This is a genomic window from Kitasatospora sp. NPDC088351 (assembly GCF_040685575.1).
GTDB lineage: Bacteria > Actinomycetota > Actinomycetes > Streptomycetales > Streptomycetaceae > Kitasatospora.
Genome location: NZ_JBFBIL010000004.1, coordinates 149796 through 164183, shown reverse-complemented (window position 1 = coordinate 164183; position 14388 = coordinate 149796). Strand labels below are relative to the sequence as shown.

General features: G+C 74.2%; 8 protein-coding genes, 1 pseudogene and 1 riboswitch. Of the genes and pseudogenes, 3 read left to right on the top strand and 6 right to left on the bottom strand.

Annotated features, from left to right (window positions below):
* Nucleotides 1-12: 12 nt before the first annotated feature.
* The 4 genes from scpA to AB0P06_RS04805 all read right to left on the bottom strand — a co-directional run bounded on the left by scpA (nt 13) and on the right by AB0P06_RS04805 (nt 7943).
* Entirely contained in the window at nt 13-2217 is a 2205-nt protein-coding gene (scpA, locus tag AB0P06_RS04820; RefSeq protein ID WP_363605090.1) for a methylmalonyl-CoA mutase, read from the bottom strand.
* Complete coding sequence (locus AB0P06_RS04815; RefSeq protein WP_363605089.1) at nt 2214-4142, bottom strand: methylmalonyl-CoA mutase subunit beta; 1929 nt, start codon at nt 4140-4142, stop codon at nt 2214-2216. The genes scpA and AB0P06_RS04815 overlap by 4 nt, the downstream gene beginning before the upstream one ends.
* A gap of 277 nt (nt 4143-4419) precedes the next feature.
* Nucleotides 4420-7179, bottom strand: coding sequence for an FtsX-like permease family protein (locus tag AB0P06_RS04810; protein ID WP_363605088.1), 2760 nt, complete (start codon nt 7177-7179; stop codon nt 4420-4422).
* Nucleotides 7176-7943, bottom strand: coding sequence for an ABC transporter ATP-binding protein (locus AB0P06_RS04805; protein WP_363605086.1), 768 nt, complete (start codon nt 7941-7943; stop codon nt 7176-7178). Before AB0P06_RS04805 ends, AB0P06_RS04810 begins: the two co-directional genes overlap by 4 nt.
* Before the next feature lie 243 nt (nt 7944-8186).
* On the opposite strand from AB0P06_RS04805, the gene asnB reads away from it, so the two are divergent.
* The 3 genes from asnB to AB0P06_RS04790 all read left to right on the top strand — a co-directional run bounded on the left by asnB (nt 8187) and on the right by AB0P06_RS04790 (nt 13183).
* Entirely contained in the window at nt 8187-10019 is a 1833-nt protein-coding gene (asnB, locus tag AB0P06_RS04800; protein ID WP_363605085.1) for an asparagine synthase (glutamine-hydrolyzing), read from the top strand.
* Between the two features lie 162 nt (nt 10020-10181).
* Nucleotides 10182-10355: riboswitch (M-box (ykoK) riboswitch) on the top strand.
* Between the two features lie 351 nt (nt 10356-10706).
* Nucleotides 10707-12350: an NRAMP family divalent metal transporter gene (locus tag AB0P06_RS04795; RefSeq protein ID WP_363605083.1), complete on the top strand. Its 1644-nt coding sequence runs from the start codon at nt 10707-10709 to the stop codon at nt 12348-12350.
* A 167-nt stretch (nt 12351-12517) separates the two neighbouring features.
* Entirely contained in the window at nt 12518-13183 is a 666-nt protein-coding gene (locus AB0P06_RS04790) for a YoaK family protein (RefSeq protein WP_363605168.1), read from the top strand.
* A gap of 24 nt (nt 13184-13207) precedes the next feature.
* On the opposite strand, the pseudogene AB0P06_RS04785 reads toward AB0P06_RS04790, so the two are convergent.
* Together AB0P06_RS04785 and AB0P06_RS04780 are read right to left on the bottom strand one after the other, a co-directional pair.
* Nucleotides 13208-13459, bottom strand: a pseudogene (locus AB0P06_RS04785) (Uma2 family endonuclease); the annotation flags it as partial.
* A 105-nt stretch (nt 13460-13564) separates the two neighbouring features.
* Nucleotides 13565-14233: a hypothetical protein gene (locus AB0P06_RS04780; RefSeq protein ID WP_363605081.1), complete on the bottom strand. Its 669-nt coding sequence runs from the start codon at nt 14231-14233 to the stop codon at nt 13565-13567.
* Nucleotides 14234-14388 lie beyond the last annotated feature (155 nt).

The window sequence follows — 14388 nt, the reverse complement described above, 5'->3', positions numbered from 1 at the left end:
GCGATCAAAATCTCACAGCTCGTGGCCGAGGTCGGCGGCGAGCGTCCCCAGCAGGTCGTAGGCGGCGTCCGGGATCACCGTGCCGGGCGGGAAGACGGCCGTCGCCCCCGCCTCGTACAGGGCGTCGAAGTCCTGCGGGGGGATCACCCCGCCGACCACGATGGTGATGTCCTCGCGCCCGGCCTCGGCGAGTTCGGCGCGCAGCGCGGGCACCAGGGTGAGGTGTCCGGCGGCCAGCGAGGAGACGCCGACGATGTGCACGTCCGCCTCGACGGCCTGGCGGGCGACCTCGGCCGGGGTCTGGAACAGCGGTCCGACGTCGACGGTGAAGCCGAGGTCGGCGAAGGCCGTGGCGATCACCTTCTGGCCGCGGTCGTGGCCGTCCTGGCCCATCTTGGCGACCAGGATGCGCGGTCGGCGGCCCTCGGCCCGCTCGAACCGCTCGACCAGGTCACGGGTGCGCTGTACGGAGGCCGACGGCCCCGCTTCGTCACGGTACACGCCGGAGATGGTACGGATCTGGCCGGAGTGCCGGCCGTACACCTTCTCCAGGGCGGCCGAGATCTCGCCGACGGTGGCCTTCGCCCGGGCCGCGTTGACGGCCAGGTGCAGCAGGTTGCCGTCCAGCGAGCCGCCGCGCTGCGGGCCCGCCTCGGCGGCCCGGGTCAGCGCGTGCAGCGCGCCCCGGCAGGCGGCCTCGTCGCGCTCGTCGCGCAGCCGGCGCAGCTTCTCGATCTGGCGGGCGCGCACCGAGGAGTTGTCGACCTTGAGCACCTCGATCTGCTCGTCGCTCTCCACCCGGTACTTGTTGACGCCGATCACCGGCTGGCGGCCCGAGTCGATCCGGGCCTGGGTGCGGGCCGCGGCCTCCTCCACGCGCAGCTTGGGGATGCCCGCGTCGATGGCCTTGGCCATGCCGCCGGCCGCCTCCACCTCCTGGATGTGCTGCCAGGCGCGGCGGGCCAGGTCGTGGGTGAGCTTCTCGACGTACGCGGAGCCGCCCCACGGGTCGATGACGCGGCAGGTGCCGGACTCCTGCTGGAGCAGCAGCTGGGTGTTGCGGGCGATCCGGGCGGAGAAGTCGGTGGGCAGGGCCAGCGCCTCGTCCAGCGCGTTGGTGTGCAGCGACTGGGTGTGGCCCTGGGTGGCGGCCATCGCCTCCACACAGGTGCGGGTGACGTTGTTGAACACGTCCTGCGCGGTGAGCGACCAGCCCGAGGTCTGCGAATGCGTGCGCAGCGACAGGGACTTGGGGTTCTTCGGGCCGAACTCCTTGACCAGTCTGGCCCAGAGCAGCCGGGCCGCGCGCAGCTTGGCGATCTCCATGAAGAAGTTCATGCCGATCGCCCAGAAGAACGACAGCCGGGGCGCGAAGGCGTCCACGTCCAGTCCGACGTCCAGGCCCGCCCGCAGGTACTCCACGCCGTCGGCCAGGGTGTAGGCCAGCTCCAGGTCGGCGGTGGCCCCGGCCTCCTGGATGTGGTAGCCGGAGATGGAGATCGAGTTGTACCGCGGCATCTTCTGCGAGGTGTACGCGAAGATGTCCGAGATGATCCGCATCGACGGCTGCGGCGGGTAGATGTAGGTGTTGCGGACCATGAACTCCTTGAGGATGTCGTTCTGGATGGTCCCCGCCAGCTTCTCGGGCGCCACCCCCTGCTCCTCGGCGGCCACGATGTACAGCGCCAGGACGGGCAGCACCGCGCCGTTCATGGTCATCGACACCGACATCCGGTCCAGCGGGATGCCGTCGAAGAGCTGGCGCATGTCGTAGATGGAGTCGATCGCCACGCCCGCCATGCCGACGTCACCGGTGACCCGCGGGTGGTCGCTGTCGTAGCCGCGGTGGGTCGGCAGGTCGAAGGCGACCGAGAGGCCCTTCTGACCGGCCGCCAGGTTGCGGCGGTAGAAGGCGTTGGACTCCTCGGCGGTGGAGAACCCGGCGTACTGCCGGACCGTCCACGGCTGGTTGACGTACATGGTCGGGTACGGGCCGCGCAGGTACGGGGCGATGCCGGGGTAGGTGCCCAGGAAGTCCAGGCCGGCCAGGTCGTCCGCGGTGTACAGCGGTTTGACGCCGATGCCCTCGGGGGTGTCCCAGAGCAGTTCCTCGACGTCCTTGCCGGTGGCCTGCCGCCAGGCGGACCGCCACTGCCCGTCGGTGACGTCCGGGCCGGTGTCCCCGTCCAGCCCGATCTCGGTGAAGTCGGGGATCATCGCGCCACTCCGATCTCGGTGGTCTCGTCCAGGATCTCGTCCCGGGCCCCGCTCAGGATCTCGTCCTGGAGGGCGGTCAGCACGGCGACGGCGTCGCCGCCCGCGAAGACGAACTCGTCCACGCCCGCCCGCCGGTAGGCCTCCCGCTGTTCGCCCGGCCGCCCGGCCAGCAGCACCCGCCGGGCCCCGGCGGCCTTCAGCGCCGCGGCGACGGTCTCGGCGTGCTCGCCGTACAGCCGGTCGCTGGAGCAGAGGCAGGCCACCCGGGCACCGCTGGCGGTGAACGCCTCGGCCAGCGCGGCGGCGTCGGTGCCTTCGGCGGCGGTGGTCGCGATGCCGCCGGCCTGGAACAGGTTGGCGGCGAAGGTGGTGCGCGCGGTGTGCGCCGACGCGGTGCCGATCGAGGCCAGGAAGAGCCGCGGCCGTTCCCCGGTGGCGGCCAGCCGCGCGTCCGAGCGGTCGCGCAGTGCCTCGTAGGCCTCGGCGCGCCGCACCCGGGGCAGCCCGCCGGCGGGCCCGGCCGGGGCCGGCTCGCGGACCAGCGGCTGCTCGTCCAGGTTCGGGAACTCGCTGACCCCGGTGACGGGTTCGCGCCGCCTGGCCAGCGCGACCGAGCGCTCCGCCCAGGTCGCGGCGATCCGCTCGCCGACCAGTCCGGAGCCCAGCGAGGCCTGCTGGCCGCCGGCCCGTTCGATCTCCTGGAACCAGGCCCAGGCGGCCCGGGCCAGCTCGTCGGTCAGCCGCTCCACGTACCAGGAGCCGCCGGCCGGGTCGATCACCCGCGCCAGGTGGGACTCCTCCAGCAGGATCGCCTGGGTGTTGCGGGCGATCCGGCGGGCGAACGCGTCCGGCAGGCCGAGCGCGCTGTCGAACGGCAGCACGCTCACCGCGTCCGCCCCGCCGACCCCGGCCGCCAGGCAGGCGACGGTGGTGCGCAGCATGTTCACCCACGGGTCGCGCGCGGTCGTCATCACCGTGGAGGTGACGGCGTGCTGGCGCTGCGCCGAGGCCTCGGGTGCGGCCCCCGACACCTGGGCCACCCGGGCCCAGAGCCGGCGCGCCGCACGGAACTTGGCGATCGTCAGGAACTGGTCGGCGTCGGCCGCGTAGCGGAAGTCCAGCTGCCCGAAGGCGGCGTCGACGGAGAGCCCGGCGGCACCGAGCGCACGCAGGTAGGCGACGGCGCTGGCGAGCGAGCAGCCGAGCTCCTGCGCGGGGGAGGCGCCGGCCTCGTGGTAGGGGAGGGCGTCGACGGTCAGTGCCCGGACGCCCGGGTACCCGTCGGCGCAGCGGGCCGCGAGCGCGCCGGCCTCGGCGAGCAGCGCGTCGGTGCGTTCGGCCCGGCCGGTCCTGGCCTGGAGGCCCAGCGGGTCGGCGCCGAGGCTGCCCGCGGCGGCGCCGGGGGAGACCTCGCGCTCCCGGTAGAGCGTGAACAACCGCTCGGCGGCGTCGGTGAATTCGGCGCCGGCGTCGAGCACCACGGCGGCCAGGTCCGGATAGACGCCGGACAGCACCTCGGGCAGCGCCGCGACCGGCAGGCCCGCGCCGCCCAGCTCCAGCCAGAGCGAGCCGACGCCGTTCTCCAGGTCCGCGAGCACCGCCTCGTTGGTGCGGCGCGGGTCCGGGTCGGCGTGCCGCTGGCGGACGTCCCAGCCGGAGACGGCGGAGCCCTGCGGCCGGCCGCCCCGGACGAACGGCGGGAAGCCGGGGTGACCGGGCGTGGCCGGGGCGTCCTCGGCGGTGTACAGCGGGCGGGCGCGCAGCCCGTCCTGGAGCGCGGTGGTGAGCGCCTCCTCGGCCGCCGCGCCGTCCGCGGGCTGGGCACCCGACTTGCGCAGCACACCCTCGACGAGGTGCTGCCACTGCTCACGGTGTGCTGCCGGGAACTCGGCGGCCAGGGGAAGCCCTTCGGGCGGGACCGTCATGTCCGGCAGGTTAGCGTCCGGCGGCGGGCGTGCAGGAGAGGCGGGGAGTGTGACCTTTCCCTCGCTCTGCCGCGTCGGTCCACTCCGGACCGGGTGGAGTGCACCGGAACCGGCGTGCGCGAGCCTGCTGGACGGGCGGTTCGGGGGCGCTGTCCGGCCCGGACGGCGAAACGCGTTCCGCCCGGGGCCTTGGCCGGCCGCGTCCAGGGGTGACAGGCCCGGACGGCCGGGTGGCCCGCCTCCGGACCGGAGACGGGCCACCCGCGGTGAGCCCGCGTCAGGAGACGCGCCGGGTCAGCAGGATCCGCGAGCGGGTGAACGCCGCCGTGATCAGCCCGGCCACCACCGGCAGGACGAGCGCGGTGAGGGCGATCAGCACCCATGGCGCGGTGACCGGTGCCGGGCCGCCGTCGAGGCCGCCGGCGGTGCGGACCTTGAGCAGGCTCATCGCCGGGACGAATCCGTTGACCGTGCCCAGGACGGCCCCGAGAGCCGCGATCAGCGCGCACTGCAGTCCGGCCAGGGTGCGGCGGATCCGGGGCGGGGCGCCGACGGCCGCCAGGGTGGCCTGGTCGTGCCTGGAGTCGGCGGCCGCGAGGCCGGTGGCGATGCCGGCCGCGCCGAGGACGACGAGGGCGGCGAACCCGCTGAGCGACAGCGTGACCAGGTCGCTCTTGGGCTGGTAGCCGCGCTCCACCCCGACGCCGGCCATCCGGTCCAGCCGGGCGGCTGCGGCGTCGGCGCGCTGCTGCGCCTTGTCGTCCGGCGGCGTGGCGGGCAGCCAGATGGCACCGGTCGCCTGGGCGGAGAGCCCGAGCCTGTGCACCGTCGCCGGGTTCACCAGGACCTGTCCGTACCGGGCGGCCGACGGGTTGTCGACCAGGACGGCCTCCACGCCGACCTCCTGGACGTCCGGTGCGGGGATCTCGCCGGGCTGCAACGGGGCGCCGCCGCCGCGCAGCTGGAACACGGCCTTGCCGTCGAACAGGTAGGAGGGGTCGAACACGACCGCCTTGCCCGCGGCGAGCGCCTGCTCGGCGGCCGGATCGTGCACGGCGAACAGGTTGTGCAGGACGGCGTCGTCGCCGACGACCAGCCGGCCCTGGCCGGCGAACCGCCTGGTCCGGTCGCCGCCCTTGGGGTGGACGGTGCTGGAGCAGTTGGCGCAGAAGCGGTAGACGGCCTGGTAGAGGTCGCCGCGCGGGCCGAGGTCCGGCAGCTCCTGCTCCATCGTGGCGCGCAGCCTCGGCAGGTCGGGGCTGTCGACGCCGGTGGTCAGGGTGACGGCGCCGTTCGGCGTCTGCGGCCGGTAGTCCTGCCGGGCCTGGGCGTCGGTGCTGGCGGTGTAGACGCCGACCGCGACGGCACCGGCGACGGCGGCCATGACGGCGGCGACGGCGGGTGCGGTCCTGGAACGGTGCCGGGCCGAGTCGCGCAGGGCGAGCCGGGCCGCGATCGGGAGGAAGCGGGCGAGCCGTCCGAAGAGCGAGATCAGTACCGGGGTGCAGGCGAGCAGGCCGAGTTCGGCGCTGACCGAGCCGCCCAGCACGCCGAGCGTCCGGGCGTCGTACCCGCCGGCCACCGGGGTGCCGGGCATGCCGGTGCCGCTCCCCGCGCTGTAGAGCGCGAGCGCGGCGCCGCCGGCCAGCATCACCAGGCCGAGCAGGGTGATCCAGCGGTTCGGCGCGTTGACGGTGTCGCGGCCGGAGAGGCCCGCGGTGACGCTCCGCCGGGCGGCCTGCAGGGCGGGCAGGGCGGCGGCGAGCAGGGCGGTGGCCACGCCGATGCCGGCGATGGCGGCCAGGTCGAGCGGCGCCGGGTCGAAGTGGCCGAAGCGGCTGCCGCCCGCCCGTTCGATCCAGGGCCGCACCAGCGCGACCAGGCCGATCCCGAGGACGACACCCGTCACCGCACCGGCCAGGCCGAGGACGACGCCCGCGCCGAGCACCACCGCGCCCACGTGGGTCCGGTTGCCGCCGGCGGCGGCGAGCAGGGCGAGCTGACGGCGCGAGCGGCGGGCGCCGACCGCGAACGCGGGGCCCGCGAGCAGGGCGACCTCCAGCAGCGCCATGCCGGTGACCGTGGCCACCATGACGGCGGTGGTGGTCCGGGCGGAGGTCTCGGCGTACCGGGGGCCGTCCCGGTAGTAGGGGACGGCCGAGCGGTCCGGCGGGTCGAGGGCGACGGAGCGGGAGGTGACGGTGTAGCCGTACGCGTTGAACTCCCGCACCTTGGCCCAGTCGATCACCGCCCCGGCGGGGAGCCGGACGAGCCAGGCGTCCGTGCTCACCGGCTTCTCGTCCGCCGACCCGATACCGGCCACGGGCCTGTCCCTGTCCCGGGCCTCGGCCAGCGGGGCGATCAGCTCCCCGGGGCGGGCGACGAGTTCGACCTTCCTGAGGTCGCCCGGGTGTTCGACCACGCCGGTGATGGTGAAGGGGGTGCGGTCCAGCCCCTTGACCGCGGTCGTCCCGCCGAGCCGCAGCCCGGACCGTTCGAGGAAGGCCCGGGTGGCGGCCGCCTCGTGCGGGGCGCCGGGGGCGCGGCCGTCGACCACATCGAGCCGCCCGGCCCAGACCGGGTCGGTGAGGTCGGCCTCGGCGGTGTCGGTGCGGAGCAGGCCCTCGCGGGAGCCGGCGCTGGCCTCGGGGCCCGGCCGGGCCGCCGTGAGGACGCTGCCCTGGGGCAGCAACGAGGCCACCAGCGTGGCGGGTTCGACGGCCGCGCCCTTGGTCTCCTCGGGCGTGGCGGGCTTCCCGGGGGTGGCGGTGCGGGTGAGGGTGCCGTCGTCGGCGAACGGGGCCTGCTCGGCGGTGCGGCCCGGGGCGAGGGCGCTGATCAGGGCGTCGGAGCCGCCCATCACCCGCTCGACGCGCTCGGCCGGGGTGAGCTGTCCGCTGCGGTGGACGATGTCGGCGCCGGTGACGCCGAGGACGGGCAGGGCGACCATGGCGACGACGAGGGCGCTGCGGCCCTTGGCGCGCAGGGCGTCGCGGCGGGCGATGCGCAGGGCGACCCGCCAGGCGCTGAGCTTCACCGGGCCACCTCCGGGTGGTCGGCGCCGAGGTCGCGGAGCGTCCCGTCGGGGCGGCGGGTGCGCTCCTCGACGATCCGTCCGTCGCGCAGGAGGACGACGCGGTCGGCCCAGCCGGCGTGGGCCGGTTCATGGGTGACCATCATGGCGGCGGCCCCGGCGTCGCAGCGGGCCCGCAGGACGGCGAGGACGGACTCGCCGGTGGCGGAGTCGAGCGCGCCGGTGGGCTCGTCGGCCAGCAGCAGCCGGCGTTCGCCGATCAGTGCGCGGGCGATGGCGACGCGCTGCTGCTGGCCGCCGGACATGTCGTCGGGGAAGCGGTCGGCGAGCTCCGGGATGCCCATCTCCTCCAGGGCGGCGAGGGCCTCGCGGCGGGCGGCGCGACCGGAGACACCGTCCAGTTCGCGCGGCAGCGAGATGTTCTCGGCGGCGGTGAGGGCCGGGATCAGGTTGTAGTCCTGGAAGACGTAGCCGATCGAGCGGCGCCGGACGGCGGAGAGCCGCCCCCGGCTGAGCCCGCCGAGCGGGGAGCCCTCGACGAGCACCTGGCCGGCGCTCGGGGCGTCCAGGCCGCCCGCCAGGGTCAGCAGGGTGGACTTGCCGGACCCGGACGGGCCCATCACGGCGACGAACTCTCCGGCGTGCACGGTGAGTTCGACCCCGCGCAGCGCGTGCACTTCGGACGCGCCCTGCCCGTGGACCCGGGTGACGTTCTGCAGACGCAGGACGGCCTGGCCGGCGGTCCTGATCGGATCGGTGCGGGACACACTTTCCCCCTCATTGAGCTGTTCGGCTGCATATGCAGGTGAACTATATATGCAGGGCGACGACTGCTCGTGCCATCGGGGTGGCAGAAAATGTGTCCGATTCCGCTGGAACCGCAGGTGACCACCGCCCGACTGGTGGACCGGGCGCCGCCGGGCGACGGCCCGTCCGACCCACCCGCCCCGCCTGTCCCACCCGCTCCACCTGCTCCGTCCGACTCTGTCCGCCACAAGGAGTGCACGCGCATGTGCGGAATCACCGGCTGGGTGTCCTTTCATCAGGACGTCCGCCACAGCGCCCCCGTCATCGAGGCGATGACCGCGACCATGGCCCTGCGCGGGCCCGACGCCGGCGGGATCTGGCTCGGTGCCCACGCCGCGCTCGGTCACCGCCGCCTCGCCGTCATCGACATCGACGGCGGCGCCCAGCCCATGGCCGACCGCCAGGAAAACCCGGGCGTGGTGCTGACCTACAGCGGCGAGGTCTACAATCACCACCAGCTCCGCGCCGAACTCCGCGCCAGGGGACACCGGTTCGAGACCCGCAGTGACACCGAGGTGGTGCTGCGCGCCTACCAGGAGTGGGGCGACGCCCTGGTCGACCGGCTGGAGGGCATGTACGCCTTCGCGATCTGGGACGAGCGCGCCGAGCGGCTGCTGCTGGTCCGCGACCGGCTCGGCGTCAAGCCGCTGTTCTGGACCGCCGTCGGCGGCGGACTCGCCTTCGGCTCCGAGCCCAAGGCCCTGTTCGCCCACCCCGAGGTCACCCCCGCCGTCGACGCGGACGGCCTGCGCGAGGCCTACAGCCTGCTGTTCAACACCGGGCCCACGGTCTGGGCCGGCGTCCGCGAGGTGCACCCCGGCGGCCTGCTCGTACTCGACCGGGACGGCATCCGCGAGCGCCGCTACTGGGAGCTCCAGGCCCGCCCGCACGCCGACGACCTGGACACCACCGTCGAGCGGGTGCGCTCGCTGGTCAACCGCGCCGCCCGCGCCCAGCTGGAGGCGGACGTCCCGCTCTGCAGCCTGCTCTCCGGCGGCCTCGACTCCACCGTCGTCACCGCGCTCGTCGCCGACGAACTCCGGCTGTCCGAAGGCCCGCAGGCCAAGCTGCGCTCCTACGCCGTCGACTACAGCGACCAGGCCGAGCAGTTCACCGGCGACGTGCTGCGCACCGGCCACGACACCCCTTACGCCGCCGAGGCCGGCGCCTTCATCGGCAGCGACCACTCCACCGTGGTCCTCGACCCGCGCACCCTGCTCGACATCGAGAACCGCCGGGCCGTGGTCGTCTCCCGTGACTCGCCGATCGGCGTCGGCGACATGGACACCTCGCTCTACCTGCTGTTCGGCGAGATCCGCAAGCACTCCACCGTCGCCCTCTCCGGCGAGGCCGCGGACGAGGTGTTCGGCGGCTACCCGTGGTTCCACAACCCCAAGGCGCTCGCCGCGCAGACCTTCCCGTGGCTGCTGGTCACCGGCGACGAGGCCGCCATGCCGATCAACCCCGACCTCGCCGCCCACCTGCGGATCGGCGAGTTCCGCGACGACACCTACCGCACCTCGCTGGCCGCCGTCCCGCACCTGGACGGCGAGAGCGCCGCCGAGCACCGCCAGCGCGAGATGCAGCACCTCTCGCTGACCCGCTGGCTGCGCCAGCTGCTGCACCGCAAGGACCGCCTCTCGATGGCCCAGGGGCTGGAGGTCCGCGTCCCCTACTGCGACCACCGGCTGGTCGAGTACGCCTTCAACGCCCCCTGGTCGATGAAGAGTTACGACGGCCGGGAGAAGAGCCTGCTGCGCGCCACCGGTCAGGGCCTGGCCCCCGACTCGGTGCTGTGGCGGCCCAAGAACCACTACCCGGCGACCCACCACGCCGACTACAACAGCGGCCTTCAGCGGCTCGCCCGGGAGGCGCTCGACGCGCCGCACGTCCGCGACATCGCCGACGAGACCGTCATCAAGGCCAGCCTCGACACCCCGGCCGACCAGTTGGAGTGGGGCCACCGGCTGCGGCTGGAGCGGGTGGTGGACCTCGCGCTCTGGCTCGACCACCACCGCCCCGCGCTCGCCCTCTGAGGCCTGCCGCCCGCGCCGCCCGCTCCCGCCCCGGACACCCCCGGGCCGGGAGCGGGCCCCGTTCCACCCGCTTTCGCCCAGGTCCCGGTCAAGCTTCTACAAAGCTGTAGAGACCCGTTCGGCGGAGGGGCTATGCTTCTCAAGGTTTGACAGAAGACGAAGAAGGCACCTCGTTCGGTGAGGCGTCTTCACGGACACAGGCCACTGACCCGACGACGTCGAGAGACGCCCAGGTTCAGGACAGATCCTCCCGACTTAAGGGTTGATCCCAAGTGGCTTCCCCGCCAAGGGGATTACGCCGTGAAGTGCCAAAGCTCTGACGAGTAGGGGTGTGCCGGCCCGGCGGGTCGGCCCGCTCCTTGCCGTGTCGATCCGGCGCACCCGTGGTGCGTCGCCGGCCGGGAGGAGGCGAGAGACATGGACGGTAGTAGTCCGGGCCACAGTCGCCCCGGCCCCCGCCTGCTTTCGCTCACCCCCGGCACGCGGTAACAACCTCCCCCGCGCGCACTCCTGACGCACCGTCATGTCCCGCCGCCCCCGGCCCGGCCGTGACGCGCGTCCGGCGCGCCGCCATGCCCGCCCGGCCCTTTGCCGCCGCGGGCCGCGGTGCCGTGCGCCCGCAGGGGGGATCGCTGCTGCGCGCCCCCGACCGGCCCCCTCGCAGAGAAGGGGTCAGGGAGGCACGTCATGACGAACGTGATGCTCGACCCCGAGGTTCCCACGCCGCGTGCGGCCGTACTGGACGACGCCCACCTGGGCGACATCAAGGGCGCCCTCGGCACCATCCGCCTCGACGACGACACCCCGCGCCACGGGCTCTCCGCCCGGCTCAGGACGCTGCTCGCGGTCATTGGTCCCGGCCTGATCGTGATGGTCGGCGACAACGACGCCGGCGCCTTCGCCACCTACGGTCAGGCCGGCCAGAACTACGGCACCCACCTGCTGTGGACGCTGCTGCTGCTCGTCCCCGTCCTCTACGTCAACCAGGAGATGGTGCTCCGCCTGGGCGCCGTCACCGGGGTGGGCCACGCCCGGCTGATCCTGGAACGGTTCGGCAGGTTCTGGGGCGCCTTCTCGGTGATCGACCTGCTGCTGCTGAACGCGCTGACGCTGGTCACCGAGTTCATCGGCATCACGCTCGCGGCCGGCTACCTCGGACTGCCCAAGGCCCTGGCCGTCGTGCTGGCCGCCGCGGTCATCATCGCCTCCGCGTTCACCGGCTCGTTCCGGCGCTTCGAGCGGATCGCCATCGCCCTGTGCGCAGGCTCGCTGCTGCTGGTACCGGTCTACTTCCTGATCCACCCGTCGGCGACGCGGATGGCCCGTGACCTCGTCGTGCCGAACCTGCCGGGCGGCGCCGGGCAGTTGTCCACCGTGATGTTGCTGATCATCGGCATCGTCGGGACCACGGTGGCCCCCTGGCAGCTGTTCTTCCAGCAGTCGTACGTCATCGACAAGCGGATCACCCCGCGCTTCATGGCCTACGAGAAGGTCGACCTGTGGATCGGCATCGTCGTCGTGGTCGTCGGCGCCGCCGCGATGACGGGCTTCACCGCCGCGGCCTTCGCGGGCACCGACGGCTTCGGGCAGTTCACCGACGCGGCGGGCATCGCGCACGGCCTGGCCGCGAAGGCGGGCGAACTCGCCGGGGTGCTCTTCGCGATCGCGCTGCTGGACGCCTCGATCATCGGGGCCTTCGCGGTCTCGCTCTCCACCGCGTACGCGGTCGGCGACGTGCTCGGCGTGAAGCACTCGCTGCACCGGGGCGTGGGCGGGGCCAAGGGCTTCTACGCCGTCTACGCGGGCCTGGTGACGGTGGCCGCCACCATCGTGCTGATCCCCGGCTCCCCGCTCGGTCTGCTCACCGAGGGCGTCCAGACCCTGGCCGGCGTGCTGCTGCCGTCCGCCTCGGTCTTCCTGCTGCTGCTCTGCAACGACAAGGACGTCCTCGGCCCCTGGGTCAACGGGCCCCGGACCAACGCCTTCACGGCGGCGGTGGTCGGCGTCCTGGTCACCCTCTCGGTGGTCCTGACCGCGGCCGTGCTCTTCCCGGACATCAGCGCCGACACCATCCTCACCGTCATGGCGGTCTGCGGCGTCCTCGGGGTGTCGGCCGCCGGGTACTCCTTCGTCCGCAGGCGCACCGGCACCGAGAAGGACCGCATCGACCGCACCGGGCGGGAGAACTGGCGGATGCCGCCGCTGGAGACCCTCGCCCGGCCCACGGTCTCCACCGCCTACAGGATCGGCATGGGCGCGCTGCGCGGCTACCTGCTGGTCGCGATGGTCCTGGTCGTCGTCAAGATCGTCCAGGTCGCGCTCAACCACTGAGCCGCCGAGCCTCCGGGCTCGCCCCGACCGACCTGCGGGCCCGCCCGGTGCTCGCCTGACCGGGATCCCGGGCCGACGGGCGTAGAACGGAGTACCCGCGATCATCGAAGCGCACCACTGGAGGACACAGGGTGAAGACCGACCGCCGCCACGGCCCGCTGGTACCGATGCTGCTGGTGCTCACCGTCGTCACCGGGCTGGTGGACGCGGTCAGTTACCTCGAACTCGGCCATGTCTTCGTCGCCAACATGACCGGGAACGTGGTCTTCCTCGGCTTCGCCCTGGCCGGCGCGGCCGGGCTCTCCGCCACCGCCTCGCTGGCCGCCCTGGCGGCCTTCCTGGTGGGCGCGTTCGCCGGTGGCCGGCTCTGCGAGCGGCTGCCCGGTCACCGGGGAAGGCTGCTCGTCGCCTCGGCCGTGATCCAGGCGGTCCTGCTGGCGGGCAGCACCGCCCTGGCGGCCGTGGCCGGCCACACCACCGACGCGGCCCGGTACGGCCTGATCGGCCTGCTCGGCTTCGCGATGGGCCTGCAGAACGCCGTCGTGCGCTTCCTCAAGGTCCCCGACCTCACCACCACCGTGCTGACCATGACCCTGACCGGCCTGGCCGCCGACCGCGCGGGCGCCCGCCGTCTCGCCTCGGCCGTCTGGATGTTCGCCGGCGCCCTGCTCGGCGCCCTGCTGGTGTTCCACGCCACCGTCACCACCGCGCTGGCCGTGGCACTCGCCCTGCTGATCGCGGTCGCCGCCGCCACCCACCGTGCCGCCACCCCCGCCCCCGGCGGGCCCACCCCGGCCTGGACCCGCCCGGGGGGCGCCGGGGACAAGCCCTGAGACGTGTCCGACGGTCGGACGCCGTCAGAACCCGCCGGTGTCGAGGCTGAGGCCGAAGGGCTCCGGCAGGTGCACGGGAGTCCCGAACGGGTGCGGCCCCTCCACGTGCGTGTAGCCGAGCTTCCCGGGCTGGGAGAACAGCGTGCAATCGCGTTCCTGGCGGTCCACCAGCAGGTACACGGGCGCCCCGTACTGCGAGTGCCGGCGGCGTTTGGCCGTGCGGCCGGTGTCACCGTTCGACGGTGACGTGACCTCGACGACCTGCTCCACCGTGCGGTGCGAGATCTCCGCGAACGCCCTGACCCAGTCGACGAGTTCGGCCGGCAGCTCAAGGGTGGGGCGGCGGCTCGCGGCTGCGGGTGAATCGGCCATGGGCGCAGCTCAGCCCTCCTGAGGGCCGCCCGGGCTGCGGCTGCCGCGGCCGCTCCAGAGCGGTTCCAGGCGGGCCCAGGACCGCTGCCACTCCTGGTCGGCCCGCCGGTCGAGGGCGCGCAGCCGCAGTGCGAGGCCGCCGCCGAGCGCGGCGGCGAGGGCGGCGAAGCCGGAGAGGCCGGTGCAGACCGCCTCGACCGCGACGCCGACCCGGGTGGCCGGGGGGTCGGCCCGTCCGCCGTCGTCGTCCACCCAGACGGTGACGGTGGACCCGGCGGTGGCGGAGCGGGGCGCCTCGGCCCGGCCGGTGTGCTGCTGCCCGTCGGGGTACGTCCAGGAGACGGTGACGTCGGCCCGGCTCTCGTAGCCGCCCGCCCAGCGGCTGTTCGCGGCGTTGCCGGGCCGGGCCGCGGTGAGCAGGACGGCGTCGACCCGGTGCAGCCGGGCGCGGTCCGCCGAGGCGTCATGGTCGGCGGCGTGGAAGGAGAGCAGCGCGGCGCCGACGGCGGCGGACAGCGCGAGGAGCAGGCCCAGGAGCGCCGCGGCCCACGCCCGGCTGCGGGACCGGTCCAGCGGTCGGACGAGCGGATCGCGGCGGGCGCCGAGGGCCCGTCGCAGGTGCCGGCCCGCCCGCCGCGGCAGCGACGCGGCCCGGGTCGGGCGGGGTGTGCTGGACACGATGCGTGCTCCTCCGGGGTGTTCGCCGGGCTTCGGCATCCAATCTCTCTCCGCTCCCGGTCCGCGCACAAGGGCTGAGCGGACCGTACCGGCCGGTCCCGTACCGGGACCGGCGGCCTGACGACAGGGACGTTCGGCCCTCGGCGGGGGAGGGG

Bases quoted from the DNA above. Each gene is read 5' to 3' on its own strand.
- AB0P06_RS04795 (WP_363605083.1), top strand. From the start codon at position 10,707: ATGACGAACGTGATGCTCGACCCCGAGGTTCCCACGCCGCGTGCGGCC.
- AB0P06_RS04815 (WP_363605089.1), bottom strand. From the start codon at position 4,142: ATGACGGTCCCGCCCGAAGGGCTTCCCCTGGCCGCCGAGTTCCCGGCA.
- asnB (WP_363605085.1), top strand. From the start codon at position 8,187: ATGTGCGGAATCACCGGCTGGGTGTCCTTTCATCAGGACGTCCGCCAC.
- scpA (WP_363605090.1), bottom strand. From the start codon at position 2,217: ATGATCCCCGACTTCACCGAGATCGGGCTGGACGGGGACACCGGCCCG.
- AB0P06_RS04790 (WP_363605168.1), top strand. From the start codon at position 12,518: ATGCTGCTGGTGCTCACCGTCGTCACCGGGCTGGTGGACGCGGTCAGT.